21 protein-coding genes and 2 pseudogenes are annotated in these 23,865 nt (G+C 68.4%); 16 read left to right on the top strand and 7 right to left on the bottom strand.

All coding sequences use genetic code 11. The features are described 5' to 3' along the window. Window positions 1-133 precede the first annotated feature (133 nt). Entirely contained in the window at window positions 134-1,114 is a 981-nt protein-coding gene (locus CDO46_RS20355; protein WP_087840325.1) for a tripartite tricarboxylate transporter substrate binding protein, read from the top strand. 19 nt (window positions 1,115-1,133) lie between these two features. Here the strand turns inward: CDO46_RS20355 and CDO46_RS20350 are convergent, their stop codons facing one another. Further along, window positions 1,134-2,033: a LysR family transcriptional regulator gene (locus CDO46_RS20350; RefSeq protein ID WP_087840324.1), complete on the bottom strand. Its 900-nt coding sequence runs from the start codon at window positions 2,031-2,033 to the stop codon at window positions 1,134-1,136. A gap of 396 nt (window positions 2,034-2,429) precedes the next feature. Between CDO46_RS20350 and CDO46_RS28430 the strand changes: the two genes are divergently transcribed. The 13 genes from CDO46_RS28430 to CDO46_RS20290 all read left to right on the top strand — a co-directional run bounded on the left by CDO46_RS28430 (window position 2,430) and on the right by CDO46_RS20290 (window position 17,871). After that, a complete protein-coding gene (locus CDO46_RS28430; protein WP_165963236.1) occupies window positions 2,430-2,585 on the top strand; it encodes a hypothetical protein in 156 nt (51 codons plus the stop codon). A gap of 36 nt (window positions 2,586-2,621) precedes the next feature. Further along, a complete protein-coding gene (locus tag CDO46_RS20345; protein WP_087840323.1) occupies window positions 2,622-2,987 on the top strand; it encodes an SMR family transporter in 366 nt (121 codons plus the stop codon). A gap of 9 nt (window positions 2,988-2,996) precedes the next feature. Next, complete coding sequence (gene mdtI / locus CDO46_RS20340) at window positions 2,997-3,329, top strand: multidrug/spermidine efflux SMR transporter subunit MdtI (RefSeq protein WP_087840321.1); 333 nt, start codon at window positions 2,997-2,999, stop codon at window positions 3,327-3,329. Between the two features lie 53 nt (window positions 3,330-3,382). After that, on the top strand, window positions 3,383-4,456 hold the full coding sequence (gene hemE, locus CDO46_RS20335; RefSeq protein ID WP_087840320.1) for a uroporphyrinogen decarboxylase: 1,074 nt from the start codon (window positions 3,383-3,385) through the stop codon (window positions 4,454-4,456). A 404-nt stretch (window positions 4,457-4,860) separates the two neighbouring features. Then, window positions 4,861-7,071, top strand: a complete 2,211-nt coding sequence (locus tag CDO46_RS20330; protein WP_254914647.1) for a primosomal protein N' — start codon at window positions 4,861-4,863, stop codon at window positions 7,069-7,071. A gap of 199 nt (window positions 7,072-7,270) precedes the next feature. Further along, window positions 7,271-9,295, top strand: coding sequence for a UvrD-helicase domain-containing protein (locus CDO46_RS20325; RefSeq protein WP_087840477.1), 2,025 nt, complete (start codon window positions 7,271-7,273; stop codon window positions 9,293-9,295). A gap of 189 nt (window positions 9,296-9,484) precedes the next feature. Further along, on the top strand, window positions 9,485-11,578 hold the full coding sequence (locus tag CDO46_RS20320; RefSeq protein ID WP_132980123.1) for a hydantoinase/oxoprolinase family protein: 2,094 nt from the start codon (window positions 9,485-9,487) through the stop codon (window positions 11,576-11,578). Window positions 11,579-11,594: 16 nt separating this feature from the next. Then, window positions 11,595-13,781: a hydantoinase B/oxoprolinase family protein gene (locus tag CDO46_RS20315; RefSeq protein WP_087840316.1), complete on the top strand. Its 2,187-nt coding sequence runs from the start codon at window positions 11,595-11,597 to the stop codon at window positions 13,779-13,781. 11 nt (window positions 13,782-13,792) lie between these two features. Beyond that, window positions 13,793-14,554, top strand: coding sequence for a dienelactone hydrolase family protein (locus CDO46_RS20310; protein ID WP_087840315.1), 762 nt, complete (start codon window positions 13,793-13,795; stop codon window positions 14,552-14,554). Continuing rightward, the gene (locus CDO46_RS20305; protein WP_087840314.1) at window positions 14,554-15,693 is read left to right on the top strand and encodes an extradiol dioxygenase; all 1,140 of its coding nucleotides are present in this window, start codon (window positions 14,554-14,556) and stop codon (window positions 15,691-15,693) included. Before CDO46_RS20310 ends, CDO46_RS20305 begins: the two co-directional genes overlap by 1 nt. A 54-nt stretch (window positions 15,694-15,747) precedes the next feature. Further along, window positions 15,748-16,611, top strand: a complete 864-nt coding sequence (locus CDO46_RS20300) for an alpha/beta fold hydrolase (protein WP_087840313.1) — start codon at window positions 15,748-15,750, stop codon at window positions 16,609-16,611. A gap of 7 nt (window positions 16,612-16,618) precedes the next feature. Further along, window positions 16,619-16,999, top strand: a complete 381-nt coding sequence (locus CDO46_RS20295; RefSeq protein WP_176400803.1) for a RidA family protein — start codon at window positions 16,619-16,621, stop codon at window positions 16,997-16,999. Between the two features lie 98 nt (window positions 17,000-17,097). Beyond that, window positions 17,098-17,871, top strand: a complete 774-nt coding sequence (locus CDO46_RS20290; RefSeq protein WP_165963235.1) for a GntR family transcriptional regulator — start codon at window positions 17,098-17,100, stop codon at window positions 17,869-17,871. Window positions 17,872-17,896: 25 nt separating this feature from the next. Here CDO46_RS20290 and CDO46_RS20285 read toward each other — a convergent pair whose 3' ends face one another. Beyond that, window positions 17,897-18,364 (bottom strand): YbaK/EbsC family protein, encoded by a 468-nt coding sequence (locus CDO46_RS20285; RefSeq protein ID WP_087840310.1) that lies wholly within the window; start codon window positions 18,362-18,364, stop codon window positions 17,897-17,899. 116 nt (window positions 18,365-18,480) lie between these two features. On the opposite strand from CDO46_RS20285, the gene CDO46_RS20280 reads away from it, so the two are divergent. Continuing rightward, on the top strand, window positions 18,481-19,254 hold the full coding sequence (locus CDO46_RS20280; RefSeq protein ID WP_087840309.1) for a GntR family transcriptional regulator: 774 nt from the start codon (window positions 18,481-18,483) through the stop codon (window positions 19,252-19,254). Between the two features lie 35 nt (window positions 19,255-19,289). Here CDO46_RS20280 and CDO46_RS20275 read toward each other — a convergent pair whose 3' ends face one another. Further along, a complete protein-coding gene (locus CDO46_RS20275) occupies window positions 19,290-20,264 on the bottom strand; it encodes a tripartite tricarboxylate transporter substrate binding protein (RefSeq protein WP_087840308.1) in 975 nt (324 codons plus the stop codon). 172 nt (window positions 20,265-20,436) lie between these two features. Then, on the bottom strand, window positions 20,437-21,414 hold the full coding sequence (locus tag CDO46_RS20270) for a tripartite tricarboxylate transporter substrate binding protein (RefSeq protein ID WP_087840307.1): 978 nt from the start codon (window positions 21,412-21,414) through the stop codon (window positions 20,437-20,439). A gap of 262 nt (window positions 21,415-21,676) precedes the next feature. Here CDO46_RS20270 and CDO46_RS20265 point away from each other — a divergent pair, with 262 nt between their 5' ends. After that, window positions 21,677-22,906, top strand: a complete 1,230-nt coding sequence (locus CDO46_RS20265) for a CaiB/BaiF CoA-transferase family protein (protein ID WP_087840305.1) — start codon at window positions 21,677-21,679, stop codon at window positions 22,904-22,906. A gap of 1 nt (window position 22,907) precedes the next feature. Here CDO46_RS20265 and CDO46_RS28425 read toward each other — a convergent pair. From CDO46_RS28425 to CDO46_RS20255, 3 genes and pseudogenes are all read right to left on the bottom strand, one after another. Further along, window positions 22,908-23,105: pseudogene (locus CDO46_RS28425) on the bottom strand (helix-turn-helix domain-containing protein); the annotation flags it as partial. Then, a pseudogene (locus CDO46_RS28420) lies at window positions 23,106-23,402 on the bottom strand (type II toxin-antitoxin system RelE/ParE family toxin); the annotation flags it as partial. 121 nt (window positions 23,403-23,523) lie between these two features. Then, the coding region (locus CDO46_RS20255; RefSeq protein ID WP_140416888.1) for a cytochrome c5 family protein at window positions 23,524-23,865 on the bottom strand (342 nt) is incomplete at its 5' end.

Below are 23,865 nucleotides of genomic sequence, written 5' to 3'. Positions count from 1 at the left end.
CGGCGTTTTTCGTCTCTTGTTTCGTAAAAATCCCAGAATACGAAAAAATAAATAGGAAAAATTTGATTTTAGTGTCAGTATATTTCGTATATTGGGACTATAAAACGAACGTCCCGTCCGAGAGGAGACAGCTATGAACCACAACAGGCGTGCCCTCCTGGCCGCGCTGCCCGCGATGGCATGGGGGATGCCGGGCGGTGCCCGCGCCCAGGGCAACGCGTATCCCACCCGACAAATGCGCTTCATCGTGCCGTTCACGGCGGGCGGGGGCAACGATGTGCTGGCGCGCGACATCGCGCAGCCGCTGGCGGACATCCTGGGCCAGCCGATCATCGTCGACAACAAGCCGGGGGCCGGCGGCAACATCGGCGCCGACCTCGTGGCCCGGGCCGCGCCGGATGGCTACACGCTGCTGCTGGCCACCAACACGCTGACCATCAATCCCTTCGTGCTGCGCAACATCCCCTTCGACGTGGCCCGCGATCTGGCCCCTGTCATGCGCATCGCCAACCAGCCCATTGTCATCGTGGTCAACAACGCCTTGCCGGTGAAGAACATGCGCGAGCTCGTGGCCTATGCGGGCGAGCATCCCGACCGCCTCAACTACGCCTCCCCGGGCAGCGGCACGCCCCACCACATGGCGGCCGAACTGTTCAAGCAGGTCTCGGGCATCCGGATGGTCCACGTGCCCTACAAGGGCGCCAGCCAGGCGCTGACGGATCTCATCGCGGGCCAGGTGCAGGTCATGTTCGCGTCCATCATCTCGGCGCTGCCGTTCATCCAGAGCGGCCGGGTGCGCGTCATCGCCACGGCCGAAGGCCGCCGCCTGTCCCTGCTCAAGGACGTGCCAACCGTTCAGGAATCGGGCTTCCCCACCTACTCGGCCACCATCTGGGGCGGGGTCATGACCACCGCCGGCACGCCGCCGGCCGTGATCGACAAACTGGCGGCCTCGATCCGGCGCGCGTTGGACAAGCCGGGCGTGCGCCCGGGCCTGGTGGCCTCCGGTTTCGAGATCCTGCCCGAAGGGCCGGCGGAGTTCGGCGCCACGGTGCGCAGCGATCTCGTCCAGTGGCAGGCGGTGGCCCAGAAGATCGGCCTGGTGCCGGAATGATCCGCGGCGCGGGTGCGTTTCAGCCGCGCCCCGACCCGAACACCGACACCAGGAAATCCACAAAGGCCTTGATGTGCGGCGGCACCGGGCGACGCGCCGTGTACAGCACCGCGATGGGCGGCCCCGGGCGCTTCCAGTCGGGCAGTACCTGCACCAGGCGCTTCTCCGCCAGCGATTGCGCCAGCAGGAAGTCCAGGTCTTCGTAGATGCCCAGCCCCGCCAGCGCGCAGGTCAGGCCCGCGCGCGTGTTGTCCACGATCAGGCGGCCCTCGGCGGCCACGCTGACGGTCTGCTTGCCCTTGACCAGTTGCCAGTCGTAGGGGCGGCCGGTGTCCGGATCCCAGAACTCGATCAGCCGGTGCCGGCGAAGTTCATCCGGATGCCGCGGCGCGTGATAGAGCTTCAGGTAGGCGGGGCTGGCCGCCATGATGTAGTTGCCCCGGCCCAGCAGCTTGAAGCGCAGCGGCGAATCGCGCAGCGGGCCCACGCGCAGGCCGATGTCGGCGCCCGAGACGGTGGGGTCGACCACGCCTTCGTTGAGCGAGATGCGCAGCGAGATGTCCGGATAGGCCTGGACGAATTCCGGCAGGCGCGGGATGACGCGCGCGTTGGCCACCGATTCGGCCATTTCCACGTGCAGGTGGCCTTCGGCGCGGCCGCTGCGCGTCTGGATTTCCGCATCCAGCTCGGCCAGCCCTTCCAGCAGCATGCCCACCCGCTCGGCGTAGCGCCGGCCTTCGCGGGTCAGCCAGACGCGCCGCGTGGTGCGATTGAGCAATTGGGTGCCCAGGTGCCGTTCGAGTTCCTGGATGTGGCCGGTGATGGCCGAGCGCGAGACGCCGAGCTTGCGCGCGGCGCCGGTGAAGCTGCCGGTGTCGGCCACGGCCAGGAAGGCGCGTATGGGAGTCAGGCGGTCCATTGTTCAAGTATAGATAACAATATGGTCAAGGCATCGAAGCAATGACGCCCTATACTGGAATACGCAATAAGTATCCTTTTTCATAGGGAGCGACCCCATGTTCTGCCCGCTGTTTCGCGGACCGATCGCAAGGCGCCCTGCCACGTTCGCCGCAGGATATTCCGGAATTCCCGCCCACGCCGCGCATGGCGTGCGGCCGGCATCCCGCAGTCATCCTGCCCGTGTCTTCCGCGCTTCCTCGGTCCTGCCCGCACCGGATCGTTAGCGTCGTCCGGACGCCCGCGCCGCCGCGCACTCCATCGTTGCCTCCGGCGGCCGCACCCCGACCTCGCCATTACCACGACTGCCGCGCCAGCCGCATGGCTGCTCGCGCTCGTCACTCAAAGGAAGCGCATCATGAATACGCCCATTACCACCCGAATCCATCACCCGATCCCGCCGGCGATGCCGGACCCCGCGTTCGCGTTCCGCCCGGCCGAGGTTCTGGTGGCTGCCGCCAAGGTGCTGTTGCCCTTCGTCATCATGGCCGGAATATTGTTGCTCGCAAGGTAACAATTCCGCAACAACCATGAAAACGAGGAGCGCATCATGCGACATTGGTTTTTTCTTGCCATCGCCATCGCTGCCGAGGTGGCGGGCACCAGCTTCATGAAATGGAGCAGCGCCCACGGACACCTGGGCGGCCTGGCGGCGATGTTCGTCCTGCTGGGCGCGTCGTACTACGCGTTGTCGCTGGCCGTGACACGTGTGCCGGTGGGCCTGGCCTACGCGGTCTGGGAAGGCGTGGGGCTGGTGGCGATCACGCTGGTCAGCCTGGCCTGGTTCGGTGAAAGCATCGGCCCCGCCAAGGCGGCCGGCATTGTCGCCGTGCTGGGCGGCATCCTTCTGATCAAGCGTGGCATGACGCCCGCCCCGGACGAGGACGCCGTCCCCGCGCTTGCCGCCTCGCGGTAAGGGGGCGTCATGCTGGATTCCTTCACCTGGTTCCACGGGGCCATGCTGCTGATCGCGGCTGCCCTGGAAGTGGCGGCCAACATCTTCCTGAAACTGTCGCGGGGCTTCACCCGCAAGCGGTACGGGGCGCTGTCCATCGCCCTGGTCTTCGGCGCCTTCGCCTGCCTGTACGTGGCGGTGCAGGGCATCGAGCTGTCGGTGGCCTACGCCGCCTGGGGGGCGCTGGGCATCCTGGCGACCGCGCTGGCCGGGCGGGCCCTGTTCGGCCAGCACATCCGGCCCGCCGGCTGGGCCGGCATGGGGCTGCTGGTGGCGGGGCTGCTGCTGATGAAGTTCGCCTAGGCCCCGAGCGCCACCCAGGTAAAATCCCAGGCTTCTCTTTGCCGAGGTCTGCCGTGTCCGAGCCCAAACTCCAGAATGACGTCTTTTTGCGGGCTCTCGCGCGCCAGGAAACCGAATACACGCCGGTCTGGCTGATGCGGCAGGCCGGCCGCTACCTGCCCGAGTACAACGCCACCCGGGCGCGCGCCGGTTCCTTCCTGGGGCTGGCCAAGAACCCCGACTACGCGACCGAAGTCACGCTCCAGCCGCTGGCGCGCTTTCCGCTGGACGCGGCCATCCTGTTTTCCGACATCCTGACCGTGCCCGACGCCATGGGACTGGGCCTGGACTTCGCCGCGGGCGAGGGACCGCGCTTCGCGCGTCCGCTGCGCACCGAGGCCGACGTGGCCAACCTGGCCGTACCCGACATGGCCGAGCTGGACTATGTGTTCGCCGCCGTCAGGCAGATCCGGCGGGATTTGCACGGCCGCGTGCCGTTGATCGGCTTTTCCGGCAGCCCGTGGACCCTGGCCTGTTACATGGTGGAAGGCGCCGGGTCCAGCGATTACCGCACGGTCAAGACCATGATGTACAGCCGGCCCGACCTCATGCATCGGATCCTGGCGGTGAACGCCCAGGCGGTCGCGGTTTATCTGAACGCCCAGATCGAGGCGGGCGCGCAGGCGGTCATGATCTTCGACAGCTGGGGGGGCGTACTGGCCGACGGGCTGTTCCAGGAGTTCTCGCTGGCCTATACCAGGCAGGTCCTGGCCGGGCTGGTCCGCCAGCATGAAGGCCGGCAGGTGCCGGCCATCGTGTTCACCAAGGGCGGAGGGCTGTGGCTGGAAGAGATCGCCGCGTCCGGCTGCGATGCGGTCGGCCTGGACTGGACCGTCAACCTGGGCAAGGCGCGGGCCGCGGTAGGGGATCGCGTCGCCTTGCAGGGGAACCTGGACCCGATGACCTTGTTCGGCGGACCGGACCGCATCCGGGCCGAAGTGGCGCGCACGCTGGACAGCTACGGCCCGGGACCGGGCCATGTCTTCAACCTGGGACATGGCATCTCGCAGTTCACGCCGCCCGAGGCGGTCGACGTGCTGGTGGAGGCCGTTCACCAGCACAGCCGCAGGCAGCGCGCCGGCGCCTAGACGCTCCTTGTGGACGAGTCCCCGAGCGGGGCGAATGGCAGTGCTAACCCGTATTGCCCAGAGCCCGGATTCAACTTATGCACATTCGGGCTTTTGTCGGGAACGTATCTTGCAAGCTCGACGGGGCCACGGTTGTAGGTTGTAAGCATTTGATTTTTATGGATTTTTGTGGATCTGTATCATTAGATCCCAAAGCAAGCACTTTCCGTCTACGTCCTATTACCTTAATTGTGCGCCGGTTGTCCCCAAAGTTATCCACAGCTTCCGGCCCGATTAAAAATTCCCTGTCGAGCGGCGGGGTTAGCAAAGATTCAGAGGTTTTACTTTAAGTTCCCGCGGCCAGGATGCCGCAGTCTTCAAGCGGAGTTCACCAGTTGTCCACATCCCCGTCCGTCCCTCTATCTCTGGTCTCGCCGTCATGCGGGCAGGAAGGGACGACCTGGGTACGCGTGGCGCTGGACGTGCCGCTGGCGGGGCTGTTCGACTACCGAGCGCCGGCCGGTGCGCGCGTGGGGCAGCGCGTGATCGTTTCCTTCGGCCGCCGCGAGATGGTAGGTATCGTGATCGAGATCCCCGCGGCGCCGGCGATTGCGGTCGAGCAGGTCAAGGACGTGGTGCAGATGCTGGACGATCTGCCGCCATTTCCCGAAGATTGGCTGAAGTTGGCGGCTTTTGCGGCTGACTATTACCAGCGGCCGCTAGGCGAGGTCATGTTGCCCGCGCTGCCCGGGCCGCTGCGCAAGCCGACGGCCTACCAGGGGCTGCGGGCCGGTGGCGGGCCGGTGGCGCGGCTGGACGCCAAGGCCGCGCGGGCGGCCAAGCCCAAGCGGACGCGGCGCAAGAAGAGCCAGGCAGAGGATGAAGAGCGGGCGCTTACTTCCGACGTTAGCGTTTCTACGACTGACAGCCCGGAAGCAACGCCCAGCGCGCCGCCGGTTTCCCCGCCTGCCCTGAACGCCGCTCAACAGGAGGCGGTGGACGCCTTGTCGGGCCTGTCGGGCTTCAAGCCCGTCCTGCTGCATGGCGTGACCGGCAGTGGCAAGACCGAGGTCTACCTGCGCGTGGCCGAACGCGTCCTGCGCGAAGGCAGGCAGGTGATGCTGCTGGTGCCCGAGATCAACCTGACGCCGCAGCTGGAACAGGTCTTCCGCCGGCGCCTGGAGGCCATCGCCGGGCCGGGCGGGGTGGCCGTGCTGCACAGCGGGCTGGCCGACGGCGAGCGGCTGGAGGCCTGGCTGCGGGCGGTGCGGGGACAGGCCCGCGTGCTGCTGGGAACGCGGCTGTCGCTGTTCACGCCATTGCCCGATCTGGGCCTGATCGTGGTCGACGAAGAACACGACCCTTCCTACAAGCAGCAGGAAGGGCTGCGCTATTCCGCCCGCGACCTGGCGATCTGGCGCGCCCGCGACCGCGGCGTGCCGGTGATCCTGGGGTCGGCCACGCCATCGCTGGAGACCTGGCACCACGCCCAGACGGGCCGCTACCTGCTGCTGTCCCTGCCGCAGCGGGCCCTGGCGGCCGAACCGCCGCGCATCCGGCTGCTCGACACCCGCAACGTGAAACTCCAGCAGGGCCTGGCGCCGCCGTTGCTGCAAGCCGTGGCGCAGCGGCTGGAGAAAGGCGAGCAATCGCTGATCTTCCTGAACCGGCGCGGCTATGCGCCCGTCCTGCATTGCGACGCATGCGGCTGGGTCAGCGGCTGCCCGCGCTGTTCGGCCTACATGGTGCTGCACCGCCAGCCGCCGCGCGTGCCGGGCGGTCCGGGACGCCACGAGCTGCGCTGCCATCATTGCGGCTGGCAGCAGCGGGTGCCGATGGCCTGCCCGGATTGCGGCAACCAGGACCTGCAGCCCATGGGCCGCGGCACGCAGCGGCTGGAGGAACACCTGGGCGAGCTGTTCCCCGGCGCGCGCATCGCGCGCATCGACGCCGACAGCACGCGCCGCAAGGGCAGCGCCCAGGAGCTGTTCGCCCGCATGCATGCGGGCGACATCGACATTCTGGTCGGCACGCAGATGGTGGCCAAGGGGCACGACTTCCAGAACCTGGGCTTCGTCGGCGTGCTCAATGCCGACGCCATGCTGTTCTCGCACGACTTCCGCGCGCCCGAGCGCCTGTTCGCGCAACTGATGCAGGTGGCGGGCCGCGCCGGCCGCGCCGGCACGCCCGCCGAGGTCTACATCCAGACCGGCTATCCCGAGCAGCCGCTGTACCAGGCCCTGGTGCGCCACGATTACGCGGGCTTCGCGCGCTACGCGCTGCGCGAACGGGAATCGGCGGGATTGCCGCCCTTCGCCTACCAGGCCCTGCTGACCGCCGAGGCGCGCGAACTGGCGCAAGCCCAGGCCTTCCTGGCGCAGGCCCGGGCCTGGACGGAGGGGGGCGATGGGACCGATTCGTCCCAGGCCGCGGATATGTCGCGCATTACGCTCTATGATCCTGTACCGCTGCGCGTGGTTCGCGTGGCCAATGTCGAACGCGCCCAGTTGCTGGTGGAAAGCGACAGCCGTCCCGCATTGCAGGGTTTCCTGCGCGCGTGGGCCGGCGTGCTGCCCGGCCTGGCGGCGGCCGCCCGGGTGCGCTGGCACCTCGAGGTCGATCCGCTGGAGATCTGATGCGCGATCCCTGGCCGCCGTCCATGTCCGCCCCCGAGTACCGTCCGCGCGGCCGTCCGCCGCGCGCCATCGATTTCCAAGCTAGCGTATGACTGCCTCTTCCTCTTCCGCCGCGACCCGTGCCATGGACCGCGCCGACTCGCGGCTGAACAAGCCCGACGGACGCGCATCGGCCGCGCTGCCCCCGCTCGACGCCGGCATGAACCCGGCGCAGCGCGAGGCCGTCCGCTACCTGGACGGCCCCTGCCTGGTGCTGGCCGGGGCCGGCAGCGGCAAGACCCGCGTCATCACGCAGAAGATCGCCTACCTGCTGCGCGACTGCGGCTATTCGGCGCGCAACGTGGCCGCGCTCACCTTCACCAACAAGGCCGCGCGCGAGATGGCCGAGCGGGTCGGGGCGGTCGCGCCGCCCAATGCCATCAAGGGCCTGACCATCAGTACCTTCCACTCGCTGGGCGTGAAGATGCTGCGCGAGGAAGCCAAGCAGGTGGGGCTCAAGCCGCAGTTCTCCATCCTGGCGGCGGACGACGCCATGGGCATCGTGCAGGAGCTGGTCGCCACCACCGACAAGGGCCTGATCCGTGCCGTGCAGACCGCCATCTCGCTCTGGAAGAACGCTCTGGTCGAGCCCGACCAGGCCGAGCGCCTGGCCACCACCGAGAGCGAGCGCGATGCCGCGCGCGTCTACCGCAGCTACAACGCCACCCTGCGTTCCTACCAGTCCGTCGATTTCGACGACCTGATCCGCCTGCCGGCCCGGCTACTGGAGTCCGACGCCGAGGCGCGCGAGCGCTGGCAGTCGCGCATCCGCTACCTGCTGGTGGACGAGTACCAGGACACCAACGCCTGCCAGTACCGGCTGGTGCAGTTGCTGACCGGACCGCGCGCCATGCTGACCGCGGTGGGCGACGACGACCAGGCCATTTATGCGTGGCGGGGCGCGACCATCGAGAACCTGGCCAAGCTCACCACCGACTATCCCAACCTGCGCGTCATCAAGCTCGAGCAGAACTACCGTTCCATGCAGCGCATCCTGGCGGCGGCCAACAACGTCATCGGGCACAACCCCAAGCTGTTCGACAAGAAGCTGTGGTCGGACCTGGGCGTGGGCGATCCGATCGGCGTCATTCCCATGGACGATGAAGAGGCCGAGGCCGAATCCGTGGCCATGCGCATCTCCGCCGCGCGTTTCGAGCTGAAGGCCGACTGGCGCGACTTCGCCATCCTCTACCGCAGCAACCACCAGGCGCGCATATTCGAGCAGGCCCTGCGCAACCTGAAGATCCCGTACATGGTGTCGGGCGGGCAGAGCTTCTTCGACAAGGCCGAGGTGCGCGACATCATGGCCTACCTGCGCCTGATCGCCAACGACGAGGACGATCCGGCCTTCATCCGCGCCATCACCACGCCCAAGCGCGGCGTGGGCCAGTCGACCCTGGAAGTGCTGGGCACCTACGCGGGCGAACGCGAGATCCCGCTGTTCGCCGCCGTGTTCGAGACCGGCCTGGAGCAGCGCCTGCAACCGCGCCAGCTCGGCCCGCTGCGCGAGTTCTGCGAGTTCATCAACCGCATGCAGTGGCGCGCCGGCGCCGCCAAGGGCGATGCCGCCCCGTCGGGCGAGACCGCCTCCGAGATCCTGGACGACCTGGTGCGCGCCATCCAGTACGAGCGTTACCTGTACGACCACTTCGACGAGCGCGGCGCGCAGAACCGCTGGCAGACGGTGCTGGACCTCCTGGGCTGGCTCAAGCGCAAGGCCGAGGAAGACAAGATGAGCCTGATGGACCTGGTCCAGCACATCGCGCTCATCACCATGCTCGAGAAAAGCGACGACGAGGACCCCGACCTGGTGCGCATGTCCACGCTGCATGCTTCCAAGGGCCTGGAGTATCCACATGTGTTCCTGGTCGGCACCGAGGAAGGGCTGCTGCCTCACCTGGGCAAGGACGACGAGGAAGGCGACCCCGCCAAGGCGGCCGAATCGCTGGAAGCGCGGGTGCAGGAAGAGCGCCGGCTGATGTATGTTGGCATCACGCGCGCGCGCCGCACGCTGACCGTCACCTGGTGCAAGAAGCGCAAGCGCGGCCGCGAGGACATCGCGCGCGAACCTTCGCGCTTCATCAAGGAAATGGGGCTCGAGACCGACGAAGTGGCCGATGCCACGCCCGGGCTCAGCGCCAAGGAAAGGCTGGACCGGCTGAAGTCGCTGCTGAAGAAAGGCTGAGCCGGCGAGGGCGTCGAGCGGCGCCAGCTTGCCGCCCTAAAAGGGTAATTACCTAGTCTTTTAACATTCTATAGTTCTATACATAGAATGTTTTTCGGGTTCTAATAGCGCCAGATTCGGACGCGGCCGCGCGGCGGCCGTGTGCCGGGGAACGATCGCCCGCTGGGGCGGCATCTGGAGGAAAGACTCGTGTCTTACATAGGTACGGATATCGGAGGGACGTTCACCGACCTCGTTCTTCTGTCCGACGACGGCGACGTGCGCATCTTCAAGGCGCTGACGACGCCCGACGACCGCACGCGCGGCGTGCTGGACGCCATGAAACTGGCGGCCGAGGAACTGGGCATCCCGGCCGATCGGCTGGTGGCCGAACTGAAATACTTCTCGCACGGCACCACCGCCGCGACCAACGCGTTCATCGAACGCAAGGGCGCGAAGACGGGGCTGCTGACCACCCGCGGCTTCGAGGACACGCTGCGCATCCAGCGCGCCATGGGCGGCTGGATCGGCATGCCCACGCACGAGATCTCGCACTTCTCCAAGCGCCGCGTGCCCGAGCCCATCGTGCCGCAGGACCTGATCAAGGGCGTGGTCGAGCGCGTGGACTACAAGGGCGAGGTCATCGTGCCGCTGGACGAGGCGGCGGCGCGCCAGGCCATACGCGAGCTGCGCGACGCGGGCGTCGAGGCCATCGCCATCAGCCTGCTGTGGTCGTTCCGCAATCCGGCGCACGAGCGGCGCCTGGCCGAACTGGTGGAAGAAGAGGCGCCGGGGTTGTTCGTGACGACGTCCTCGCTGCTGGTGCCCATCATCGGCGAATACGAGCGCACCTCGACCACGTCGATCAACGCCTACCTCGGCCCGGTCATCCATCGCTACATCAACGGGCTGGAAGGGGCGATCCGGCGCTTCGGCTTCCAGAGACCGATCTCCATCATGGAGTCGGGTGGCGGCGTGCTGCCCGCGGCCGAGGCGGCGTTCCAGGCGGCCAACCTGCTGACCTCGGGCCCGGCCGGCGGCGTGCTGGCCTCGCAGAAGCTGGGCGACCTGCTGGGCTATCGCAACGTGCTGACGGCCGACATGGGCGGCACCAGCTTCGACGTGGGCCTGATCGTGGATGGCCAGCCGTTGCTGGAAACGGTGCGCGAAGTGGGCCGTTTCCACGTGGCGCTGCCGTCGATCAAGGTCACGGCCATCGGTGCGGGCGGGGGCTCGATCGCCCGCGTGCGCGACGGCCACCTGACGGTGGGCCCGGAAAGCGCGGGCTCCACGCCGGGGCCGGCGTGCTACGGCCGCGGCGGGGTCGAGCCGACCATCACCGACGCCGACGTGGTGCTGGGCATCATCGATCCGCGCTACTTCCTGGGCGGTCGCATGGCGCTGGACGTCGAGGCCGCGCGCCAGGCCGTGCGCAAGTACGTGGCCGAGCCGCTGGGCATGAGCGTGGAAGAGGCCGCCGCGGGCATACGCGAGGTCGCCAACAACCAGATGGCGGACCTGCTGCGCCGGGTCACGCTGCGCGCGGGCTACGATCCGCGCGACTTCGTGCTGATGGCCTACGGCGGCGCGGGCGCCACGCATGCGCACCAGTACGCCGAGGTGGCCGGCATCGGCAAGGTGGTCGTACCCAACACCGGGCCCGCGCATTCGGCCTACGGCACGGTCACGGGCGACCGCCACCGCTCGTTCTCGCTGGCGGTGGGCCAGCACGCGCCGGCGCGTTTCAAGCGGGCATCCGAGCACATCGACATCGCGGCTCTGAACGAGGGCTTCGGCCAGATCGAGGCCCGCGCCCGCGAGGCGCTGGGCGACGACGTCACCATCCACCGCTACATCGGCATGCGTTTCCGCCAGCAGGTACACGAGATCGGCGTCGAGGTGCCGGCCGGCCAGCTCCAGGCCGCCGACGTGGATGCGCTGGTGGATGCCTTCGAGGCGCAGTACGAGCGCATCTACGGCAAGAACACCGCGCTGCGCAGCTCGGGCGTGGAGTTCACCGTGGTGCGGGTCGAGGGCACGTCCCCGGTCATCAAGCCGGCGGCGCGCCAGGTCGACGGCGCCGGCCGTTCGAACCGGCCGGTGTCCGACCGGCAGGTCTATTTCTACGGCCACGGCTTCATCCGCGCCGACATCTACCGCAGCGAGGACGTGGGCCCCGGCCATGCCATCGCGGGCCCCTGCATCATCGAGCGGCCCGACACCACCATCGTCGTCGGCCCGGACCAGTCGGTCGAAATGGAGCCCTACGGCAACTTCGTGATTTCCATCGCGCGCAACCAATAACGCTATCGAGACGAGCATGCATCAGGTCTACGAATACACGGCCAAGGAGGTCGACCCGATCACCTTCGAGGTGATCCGCCACCGGCTGCTGTCGATCACCGACGAACAGGCGGCCACGCTGGCCTCGGTGTCGGGATCGGCGCTGGTGAACGAGGCGACCGATTTCAACACCGGCCTCTACCGCGCCTTCGGCGAAGTGGTCACCATGGGCAAGACGGTGACCTTCCACGCGGCCTCGCTGTCGCTGATGGTCAAGCACGTGATCGAGGATTGCGAGGACACCGTCGGCATCAATCCGGGCGACATGTTCATCGTCAACCACCCGCACAAGGGCGCGCTGCACTGCCCGGACGTGGGCGTGCTGGCGCCCATCTTCGTCGACGGCAAGCGCATCGGCTGGACCGGCGCCTGCGCCCACCAGCTGGACGTGGGCGGCATGGTGCCGGGCAGCTTCGCCTCCATGGCCAAGGACATCCGCCAGGAAGGCATGCTGATCCCGCCGGTCAAGATCATCGATCGCGGCGAGCTGCGCAGCGACGTGCTGAATTTCATCACCGGCATGTCGCGCCTGCCCACCAACATCAGCCTGGACCTGAAGGGGCTGATGGCGGCCAACAACATCGGCGTGAAGAGCCTGCTCGACACCATCGCCAAGTACGGCGTGGACACGGTGCTGACGGTCATGGACGGCATGATGAGCCTGTCCGAGACCAAGATGCGCAAGCGCCTGAAGGAGCTGCCCGACGGCGTGTTCCGCGCCCAGGCCTTCCTGGACCACGACGGTTTCGACAATAAGATCTACAAGATCCACGTCGAACTGCGCAAGCAGGGCGACCGCATCGTGTTCGACTACACCGGGTCCGACCCGCAGGCGCCGGGCTTCGTCAACGCGACGCGCACGGGCCTCCTGGCCGGGGTCTACGCCGGCATCCTGCCGGTCATCGCCTACGACCTGCCGTGGAACGAGGGCCTCCTGCGGCCGCTGGAGGTGCTGTCCACCGAAGGTTCCATCGTCTCGTGCAAGTTCCCCGCGCCGTGCAGCCAGGGGCCGCTGGGCGCGATGTGGCTGGTCGAGGTCACCACCACCGAGGTCATCTCCAAGCTGATGGCCACGCATCCGGACTACCTGGCCGAGGCGCAGTCGTCGCCGGCCAGCGGACCGGACCTGTTCCACATCCACGGCCGCAACCAGTACGGCGAACCGGCCACCGCGCCCATCCTGGAAGTGATGCTGTCGGGCGGCGGCGCCTATGCGCACCGCGATGGCGTGAGCGTCTCGGGCCAGCGCAACATCACCGCCGGCCGCGCGCCCAACGTCGAGACCACGGAACTGAAGCTGCCGGTGCTGTACATGTATCGCCGCATCATCACCGACAGCTCGGGGGCCGGCCGCAACGTGGGCGGCCAGGCCGCCGGGGCGGCCTTCGTGCTGCACGGCGTGGACGAGGTCGAATCGCTGGTGGCCTGCCACGGCTACCAGTCGCCCACCTCGCGTGGCCTGTTCGGCGGCTATCCCAGCGGCTGCAACCATCGCCGCTTCCTGCGCCACAGCAACATCCGCCAGTTGCTGGCCGACGGCGTGTTCCCCGACCGCATGGACGGACTGCAGGGCGAGGAGGTCGAGTTCAACGCCAAGCCGCCCGAGTTCGAGTTCGGCAAGGATGACGTGTACGAGTGCAATCCCACCGCCGGCGGCGGCTGGGGCGATCCGCTGGGGCGGCCGGCCGGCGGCGTGGCCGCCGATGTCGCGGCCGGGGCCTTCTCGGCCCAGGTGGCCGAACGCATCTTCGGCGTGGTGACGAAGGGCGGCGCCCTGGACGAAGCCGCCACCGCCGCCGCGCGCGCCGCGATCCGCCAGCGCAGGCTGGCGTGGCCGGCCGGCAAGGCATTGGCCGCCGCACCGCGCACGGAGCAGGCCGAGCCGGTGGCCATCGTCGGCGACGTGGCGCGCATCGTGCGCGCGTCCGGCACGCCCTACCTGGTCTGCAACAGTTGCGACACGGCCATCGCGCCGGCGGCGGAGAACTGGAAGGACTACGCGCGCCACCACCTCGCCACCCCCGAGGACCTGGGCCCGCGCGTGCGCATCCACCACGACCTCGAGGTCGTCCAGCACGCCTGCCCGCATTGCGCCACGCTGCTCGACGTCGAGGTGCGCCGCAAGGGCGAGGCATCCCTGTTCGACATCCAGGTCGCGGCCTGAAGGAGGCATCCATGAACAAGCGAACCAGCCATGGCCGCTGGGTGGCCTTTCCCAGCGGCGCCGACGAGGTGCGGGGCTACCTGGCCGAGCCCGAGGGCGACGACGTGCTGGGCGCGGTGGTCTGCGCGCCCGAGAACCTGGGGGTGACCGAGCATCGCCAGGAGGAAACGCGGCGCCTGGCGGCCGAGGGCTTCATCGTCCTGACCGTGGATCCGTACAGCCGTATCGGCGGCCGCCCGCCGCAGGACTACACCACCGCCGAGGAGCGGCGCAGCAAGGCCTTCATCGCCGCGCGCGACGAGGTCGTGGTGCCCGATTGCCAGGCGGCGCTGGCCTGGTTGCGCGCGCAGCCCCGGGTGGGGCGCGTCGGCGCCCTGGGCTACTGCCTGGGCGGCGGCACGGTGCTGGCCTGGGCGGCCGGCACGCGCGACCTGGCCTGCTCGGTGGTGCTGTACGCGCTGCCGGTGGTGCCGGCCGCCTATTCGCCCGACGGCCGGGACCGTTCGCGCATCGCCCTGGCGCCGCGCATCCAGGCGCCCATGCAATTGCACTTCGGCGAGGCCGACGAAGCCATTCCCATGGACCAGACCCTGGCGTTGAAGGAAGCGCTGGAAGCGCGGGCGCCCGCGCCCATCGATTTCCATGTCTATCCCGGAGCGCGCCATGCGTACATGGACAGCACGCTGGAGCGCTATTCGCCCGAGGCCGCCGCGCTGACCTACGAGCGCTTCGTGGGCTTCCTGCATCGTCATCTGGACGCCGGGGATAGCTGATGGGCGAGATCGTCTGGGCCGCCGCCACGGCCCACACCGGCGCCATGATGCGCGCGCCCAAGGGCGACCCGGACGACCTGGCGCGCGCCGACCGGGTGTTCCAGGCCTTCTCGGCCCTGTCCGCCTCGCTCAAGGAGGCGCGCCCGGACGTGCTCGTGGTCGTCGCCACCGACCATTTCCTGACCTTCGACCAGGCAGCGCTGCCGGTGTTCGCCATCGGTACCGGCGCGGCCTTCCCGGGGCATGGGGAGTTCGGCGTACCCAGGCGGGACTACACCGGCGTGGCGGGCCTGGGCGAAGCGGTGCACGCGGGCATGGTGGCCGCCGGCTTCGACGCGGCCGGCGCGCGCGGCTTGCCGCTGGACCACAGCTTCTCGTGTCCGCTGCAATTGCTGCTGGCCGGCTGGGACGCGCCGGTGCTGCCGGTGTACGTGAACTGCACCATCGAACCGCTGCCGCGCCTGGACCGCTGCCTGGCCTTCGGCCGCGCGCTGGGCGACGCGCTGCGCGCGCAGGATCTGGCGCCGCGCGTGGCGGTGCTGGGCACCGGCGGCCTGAGCCACTGGGTCGGCATGCCCGAGACCGGACACATCAACCGCGACTTCGACCGACGCTTCCTGGAAGGCTTCGCCGCCGGTCGGTTCGACGAGATCGCCGGCTGGAACGCGGCCGAGGTGGTGCGCAGCGCCGGCAACGGCGCGGCCGAGATCCGCAACTGGCTGCTGGCCGCCGGCGCGGCCCGGGCCACGGGCGCGCGCGTGGCGGCCTACGAGCCGGTGCAGGCCTGGGTGACCGGGATAGGCGTGACCGAACTGCTGCTGCCTCCGGGGCAGGCGGGTGAAACCCTGCCTGCGCAGGCCGCCGGGGCGCGCCGCGACAGGCACGCGCTGGAGCGCTACCTGTTCCGCTTCGACAAGGAGCCGGCGCTGCAGGAAGCGCTCAAGGCCGGTGCCGAGCACGCCTTCGATGGCCATGCGCTGGACGACGAGGAACGGCGCGCCCTGCGCGAACGCGATCTCGCGACCTTGTACGAGTGGGGCGTGCATCCGCTGTTGATCCGCAATTTCGCCGGCACCCTGGGACTGCGCTACGTGCAGGCCTACCATGACCGCGGCCTGCTGCCGCGGCACGGCAACTGAGCAAGCGGACCCCGCGACCGGCGGGGTCCACCTCTTCGACTGGAGACATCGATCATGAATGACACGGCAATTCGTTCACGCTGGGTACTGGCCAACGGCGTGCGCACGCACTACGCGGAAGCCGGCGACCAGGGGCCCACGCTGGTGGCGTTGCACGGCGGCGGCGCGGGTTCGTCCGGCGCATCGGGCATGGGGCTCGTGCTGCCGCTGCTGGGCAAGGACTTTCGCGTGGTCGCGCCCGATTCCATCGGCGGCTTCGGATTGACCGATACCCAGGCGCCCACGCCCTACGGGCTGATCAGCCGCGCGGCCCATACCGCCGATTTCGTCGACGCGCTGTGCCTGGACAAGTTCTCGGTGCTGGGTAATTCGCAGGGCGCGTGGTCGGGCGTGTACTACGCCATGCTGCATCCGGACCGGGTCGAAAAACTCGTCATCGTGTCTTCGCTCACCATTGCCGGCTCCATGGGCATCAAGCAGGCGCCGAACGAGGCCATGCATGCGCTGATGGGCTATGACGGTTCGCGCGCGGGCATGAAGCGCCTGCTGGAGGCCCTGATCATCGACAAGTCGCGCATCACCGACGCGCTCATCGACGATCGCCAGCGCGCCGCCACGCGGCCCGGCGCGTTCGAGGCCTTCCAGCGCATGGCGCAGGGCATAGATTTCGTGCGCAACGACCCGGTGCTCAAGCTGCAGACCCAATGGCAGGAAGCGCTGCCCGCGCTGACGCGCCGCATTCCCACCCTGATCCTGTGGGGCGAGGAAGATACCTTCGCCGTGCCCGCCACCGGCCGCGCGCTGGCCGAGATGCTGCCCGACGCGCGCATCGAATGGGTGCCCGGGGCCGGCCACCAGGTGCAGACCGACGCGCCGGACCGCGCCGCCGCCATCATCCGGGAGTTCCTGCATGGATAGGGCGAGCATGCCGCAGTCGCCGGACGCGCCCGATCGCATGCCGGGCATGGTGCCCGGCGTGCGGGCCGGGGGCTTCCTGTTCCTGTCGGCCATACGCGGCCGCGACCCGGCCACCGACCGCATGCCCGACGATCCCTACGAACAGGCCTGCCAGGCGCTGCGCAACGTCCAGGCGGTGCTGGCGGCGTCCGGCGCGACGCTCAGGCACGTGGTGAAGGTCACGCTCTATCTGCACGACCTGGACAAGCGCAAGGCCTTCCACCAGGCATGGATGGAGTTCTTTCCGCAGGATCCGCCCGCCCGCATCGCCGTGGGCGTCGCGGATGCCAACGGCGCGCCCGGCGGCAACGCCCACTACGCGCTGGACGTGATCGCGCTGGCGCCGTGACCGGACGGCTCGATTGCCAGCGCCCGCCGCGCCCCGGCACAATATGCGTTTGCGCCCCGGGGCGCGAGACTGGCCATCCGCCGCAGGTGATTCGCTCCATGGCATCCGCACGACGCACGACCGACGCTTCCGATACTTCCGCGCGTGCCGGCAACACCGGCCCGCGCGGCGGGCTGCCGATGTACGCGCAGCTCTTCGCGCTGTTCCGCCAGCGCATCGAGAACGGCGTCTGGCCGCTGAACGAGTGCATTCCGTCGCTGGACGAGCTGATGGAGGAATTCGACGTGGGCCGGGTCACGGTGCGGCATGCGCTGGGCATGCTCGAGGCCGAGGGGCTGATCGGCCGCTTCCGCGGCCGCGGCACCTTCGTCACGGCGCGTCCCCAGTCCAACATCTGGTATCGCATCCCGATGAACTGGGACGAGCTTACCGGGCCGCAGCCCGACATCGAGGTCGAGTGGCTGGAAAGCCACGAATGCGCGCAGCCGCCCGCCTCGGTGCACGCCGGCGCCGCGCTGGGCGAGTCTTATCAGGCCCTCAAGCGGCGCCTGCTGCGCCACCACATTCCCTACGGCATCGGCCATACCTACATCGAAAAGAACGTCTACGCCGCCTTCGGCGCCGACGTGCTGGCCAAGCCCATCCCGCTGAAGATCCTGGACGCTCGCCTGCCGGGCGGCGTCGGCCATGCCGAGCAGACCGTGCGCGCCAGCGTGGCCGACCTGGACACCGCCCGCCTGCTCGACCTGACTTCGGGCGCGCCGGTCATCCAGGTGACGCGGTCGGTGCTGGATCGCGACGGCGTCCTGGTCTATGAATCGCTGGGCATCTTCCGCGGCGATTTCGTCGAGATCCACACCGACCTGAAATAGACGCGCCTCAGGCCGTAGACGCGCCTCAGGCCGCTTCCTGGCTGACATCCACCCATTGCGCGCCGACCAGCTCGGCCAGGCGCCGGGGCGCGATGCGCACCGCGCTGTGCGTGGAACCGGCGGCGGGCAGCACTTCGTCGTAGGCCCGCAGCGAGACATCGCAATACACGGGCAGCGGCGTGGCCAGGCCGAACGGGCAGACGCCTCCCACCGGGTGTCCGGTCACGGCCACCACTTCGTCGGCCGGCAGCATTTTCACGCGGCCGCCGAACACGGCCTTGGCCTTCTTGTTGTCCAGCCTGGCGTCGCCGCGTGTCACGACCAGCACCTCGCGGTCGCCCGCCCGCAGCGACAGCGTCTTGGCGATCTGGCCCGGCGCGACGCCATGGTGCTGCGCGGCCAGTTCGACGGTGGCGGTGCTGTGCTCGAGTTCGATGATGGCGATGTCGGGTGCGTGGGTGGCCAGGAAATGGCGGACGGATTCGAGGCTCATGCGAAGACGGCGCGTGTTGCGGAAAGAGCACCGACTATAGCCTACCGTCCGCGCCGCCGATGGCGGGACAGGCCACTGATAGAATGAAAGGCTAGTCAACCAGCACATCGCGCCTCATGACTTTGCCTCCGCCCCGCGCCACCCGCACGACACCGTCGACCGCCATCGCGAACCTGGCCCAGGTGGGGACGCCCATCTACGTCAAGCTGGTCATGTCCTTCAGGAAGCGCATCGAGACGGGCGAGTGGGCGGTGGACCAGCAGATCCCGTCGCTGGACGAACTGGCCCGCGAAGAAGGCGTGGCGCGCGCCACCATCCGCCATGCCATCGGCTTCCTGGAGTCCGAAGGCCTGATCGGCCGTTACCGCGGCCGTGGCACCTTCGTCCTGCGCCGCCCGCAAAGCGGGGTGTTCTACGATATCCCGACCAGCTGGGATACGCTGGTCAACCACGTGCCCGACATCCAGATCGAATGGCTGGAGAGCAGCACTGTCATGCGGCCCCAATCGATCAACCACCACGGCGGCTCGCTGTCGTCCGACGGCTACCAGCACCTGCGCCGCCTGCAGAAGCACAACCAGATCCCGTACTTCGTCGGCGATTCGTACGTCGAGCGCACGATCTTTCGCGCCATCGGCAAGCGGGCGTTCAACTCGCCCGTGCCCATGCAGCTGATACAGAATCACGCGGGCGACCGCATCGGCCGGGCCGAGCAGACCATCCAGGCCAGCAACGCCGACTTCGAGGTGGCCCAGTTGCTGGACGTGCCGGTGAACACCGCCATCATGGTGGTCACCCGCTCGGTGTTCGACAAGGACGAAGTCCTGGTGTACGAATCCCAGGGCCTGTTCCGCAGCGACTTCGTGCGGGTGCACATGCGGCTGAAATAGCGCCGGCGCCTGGCGTGCCGGCCGCTCGCGTCCGGCTATTCGATGCTGATGCCCAGCCGCTTGATGCGTGTCTCCACCTCGGCCAGTTCGTCGCGCACGCGCGTGGACAGCTCGGCCGGCGTGCTGCCCTGGGGCTCGATCCCCAGCGCCGCGAACTTCTCGATCAGTTCCGGATCCTTCAGCACCTGCGCGATGCCGGCGTTGAGCTTCTGCACCACGGCCGGGGGCGTGCCCGCCGGCGCCACCAGGCCCACCCAGGTCTCGATGGCCAGGTCGGGACCGCCGGATTCCTTGACGGTGGGAACCTGCGGATAGTCGGCCAGGCGCTGCGGCGAGGCGGTGGCCAGCATCTTCAGCTTGCCGGCCTTGACCAGCGGCAGCCCCGAGCCGATGGTGGCCACGCTGAAGCTGATGTCGCCGTTGGCGACCGCCGTGTAGATCTGCGCGCCTTCCTTGTAGTGGACCGGCATCATCTCGGTGCGCGTGGCCTGGGCCAGGATGGCACCGCCGAAATGGGCGGGACTGCCGACGTAGGGCGTACCGTAGGTGATTTTCTTCGGATCCTTGCGGGCCGCCTCGATCAGGTCGCGCATCGATGCATAGGGAGCCGAGGCGGACGTGTAGAACAGGAAGGGCGCACGGAAGAACAGCGACACCGGCGTGTAGTCCTTCTGCGGGTCGTAGGGGACCGAGGCCAGCAGCTTGGGATTGGTGGTCATGTGCGCGTCGCCCACGACCAGCAGGGTGTAGCCGTCGGGCGCGGCCTGCTTGGCGGCGCCCAGCGCCAGGAAGCCGTTGGCGCCCGGCTTGGCCTCGATGACGATGGGCTTGCCCCACAGCTTGCCCAGTTTCTCGGCCATGATGCGGGTGGCGACGTCCGGCGTCAGGCCGGCCGGGTAGGGCGTGACGAGGCGGATGGGGCGCGTGGGGAAGTCGTCGGCATAAGCGGCCTGGATGCCGGCAAGCGCCAGGCTCGCCGCAACCAGGCCACACGATAGACTGGGTTTCAAGCTTGTCTCCTCGATGCGTCGTCGCTGGACGCGCGGGCGTCCGGGTGCCTGCCCGGTCGCTCGGTTCAATGTGATAGTAAACTATACTACTAGCTATTATGAGCCGAGCGCGGGCCGACGGCAAGCGGGGAGTGCCGCGCAGGCGAGGGGCCGCCGGCGCGGGAGGAAAAGACTACTGCGCGGTGATGTGGCGCTCTTTGATGATCGCGCCCCAAGTGGCCGACTCGTCGGCGATGAACCTGGCGAGTTCTTCGCGGCTCATCGGATCGGGCGTCAGTCCGTGCTTGATCAACTGGGCCGACACGTCGGGATCCTTCAGCACCTTCACGATTTCCTCGTTCCAGCGGTCGAGTATGCCGGCGGGCGTCCTGCCCGGCGCGACGAAGGCGTACCAGTTGGTGGCATTGAAGCCGGGAATGCCGGACTCGGCGATGGTCGGCACGTCGGGCATGAAGGCCGGGCGCTTCAAGCCCGTCGTGGCGATGGCGACCACCTTGCCGGTCTCGATATGGGGCTGGGCCGAAGACGGCGTGGAGTAGTACGAGGCGACTCGTCCCGACAGCAGGTCCACCATGGCCGGCGCCCCGCCCTTGTAGGGCACGTGGACGACGTTCACGCCGGCGCGCTGGTTGAGCAGTTCGCCCGCCAGGTGCGAGGCGGAGCCGGCGCCGGTCGAAGCGTAGCTCATCTTCTCGGGATGCTTCCTGGCCATCTCGATGTAGTCGTTCAGCGTCTTGACGCCCAGGCCGGCGTAGGCCACCAGCACGTTCGGGAAGTTGACGCCCATGGTGATGGGCGCCAGGTCCTTGACCGGGTCGTAGGGCAGCTTCATCAGGTGGGGCGCGATGGCCAGCGGACCGATCGAACCGAGCAGGATGGTGGAGCCGTCGGGTTCGGCCCGCGCGACCAGGTCGTGGGCGATGTTGCCGCCCGCGCCGGCCTTGTTCTCGACCACGACCGGACGGCCCAGGTTGTCCGCCAGCTTCCTGGCAATCAGGCGGGCCGCGGTGTCGGCGCCGCCCCCGGGTGCGAAGCCGACGACCATGGTGATCGACTTTCTTGGAATGTCCTGGGCCGAGGCCAGCGGCGGCAGGACACAGGCGAACGCGGCCGCGATCCACGCGGCCGGCATGAGCGGGTGGCGATGCATGGCTCCTCCGTTCTGGTTGTCCGGGGAATCGGACGTCCCCGGCATCGGGCCAGCATACGGGCACCCCGCCGGTGCCGGTAATCACCGGACATGAATGGGGGCTTCACGACTTGTGACGGGACGCGCGCGCCAGGCGTGGGGCGTCGGCGGCCGGGCCGGTGATTCTCGGGGAGCCGCCGGGCCCGTGGGGTAAGCTTACGGATTGCCCGGCATCGGCCGGTCCCGCGGTTTTGTTCTTCCTTCACGCGAATTCGAGCAAAGCATGACAGCACGCACTTCCCCCCTGGCCGGCATCCGTGTTCTCGACCTGACTCGCGTCCTGGCCGGACCCTGGTGTACCCAGAACCTGGCCGACCTGGGCGCCGAGGTGATCAAGATCGAGCGGCCGGGATCGGGCGACGACACGCGCAGCTGGGGGCCGCCGTTCCTGAAGGACAGCCAGGGCCGGGACACGGCCGAGGCCGCCTACTATCTCAGCGTCAACCGCAACAAGCGCTCGGTCGCGCTGGACATCGCCACGCCCGAAGGCGCGCGGCTGGTGCGCGAGCTGGCCGCGCAAAGCGACATCCTGATCGAAAACTTCAAGGTCGGCGGGCTGGCGAAGTACGGACTGGACTACGCCTCGATGAAGGAAGTGAATCCGCGCCTGATCTATTGCTCGGTCACCGGGTTCGGCCAGACCGGCCCGTACGCCAGCCGCCCCGGCTACGACTTCATGATCCAGGGATTGGGCGGCTTCATGAGCATCACCGGCGAGCGCGACGGCCTGCCGGGAGCCGGCCCGCAGAAGGCCGGCGTGGCCGTGGCCGACATCCTGACCGGCATGTACGCCACGGTGGGCATCCTGGCCGCGCTGCAGGAACGCCAGCGCAGCGGCCTGGGACAGCACCTGGACGTCGCGCTGCTGGACACCGTGGTGGCCATGCTGGGCAACCAGGCCCTGAACTACCTGACTTCGGGCATCGCGCCCCGGCGGGCCGGCAACGCCCACCAGAACATCGTGCCCTATCAGGTGTTCGCCGCGTCCGACGGCCACCTGATCGTCGCCGTGGGCAACGACGGTCAGTTCCGCGCCTATTGCGGCGTGCTCGAGGCGCCGCAACTGGCCGATCATCCCGACTACAGCATCAACAGCAACCGCGTCATCAACCGCGACCGGCTGGTGCCTATCCTGGCCGGGATCATGGAAAAGAAGCCGCGCGACTACTGGCTGGAGCGGCTCGAGGCCGTGGGCGTGCCTTGCGGCCCCATCAACACCATCGACCAGGCTTTCGACGATCCCCAGGTCCGGGCTCGCGGCCTGCGCCTGGACCTGCCGCATCCGCTGGCGGGCACGGCGCCGTCTGTCGCCAGCCCGCTGCGCCTGTCCGACACGCCGGTGCAGTACCGCCACGCGCCGCCGCTGCTGGGGCAGGACACGGAAGCCGTGCTGCGTGACTACCTGGGCCTGAGCGACGAAGCCATCCAGCGCCTCGTGCCGCCTGCCGCGTAGATCAGAGGATCGCCTGCAAGCCCTTGTCGGCGATGATGTTGAGCAGCTTGAGCGCCGGACCGGCAGGTCGGGTTTCTCCCTGCTCCCACTTGCGCACCGTCGAGGCGGTAGTGTGCAGGTGGAGCGCGAACACTGGCTGACTGAACTTCAGGGCTTCCCGCAGGTGTTTGATGTCGGCGGCTTCGAACTCGCGCACGGGGGACAGTTCCAGAAACACCTTGCCGACGAATTGCAGCGCCTTTTTTTCGCCCTGCGTGATGTCCGCCTTGTCGCTCTTGGGAAAGCCGTGCAGGAACACATAGCGTCTACCCAGGCGAGCTGACAACAGTGTGCGGTAGCCGCCGCTCTTGCCGCTGCCAAGGCGGGCCACCCGTTTCTTGTAGAGAAAGCCACCCAAGTCTGCGTCGATCAAGCCGCTTTCCATTTCCTTGACTGCTCCGCAGAGGCTGGCGTCAGGCAGCTTCTCGCTTGATCCGGGCGCAGGCCAGCAAGGTATCGGGCTGGAGAGGAGGGACGTAGGACAAAAATGCGCCGCTATGCGGCGGCGCGGCCTGAATAAAAAACCCAGCCCCCTTTCGGTGGGCCGGGTTTTTTCAGATCGAAACGGACGAGGTGGCTTACTTGGCCGCGTCGACCATGTATTGCACCGCCGCGCGGATGTCGGCCTCGGTCGCGTTCGCGGCGCCGCCCTTCGGGGGCATCGCGCCCTTGCCTTGCATGGCGACCGATACCATCGTATCCACGCCGGTGGCGATGTACTTCGCCCAGGCGGCCTTGTCGCCGAACTTGGGCGCGCCGGCGATGCCGGCGCCGTGGCAGGCGAAACAGGTGGAGTCGTACAGCTTCTTGCCGTCGGCGGTGGAAGCGGCCGCGGGTGCCGCGGCTTGCGGGGCAGGCGCGGCGGCCTGGGGCGCGGGCGCGGCCGGCGCCGCGGCGGCAGGGGCAGCAGGCGCGGCGGG

The organism is Pigmentiphaga sp. NML030171, assembly GCF_002188635.1.
GTDB lineage: Bacteria > Pseudomonadota > Gammaproteobacteria > Burkholderiales > Burkholderiaceae_B > Pigmentiphaga > Pigmentiphaga daeguensis.
Note: the sequence above shows the minus strand (reverse complement) of the source record. Positions and strands in the feature narration are given on the sequence as shown.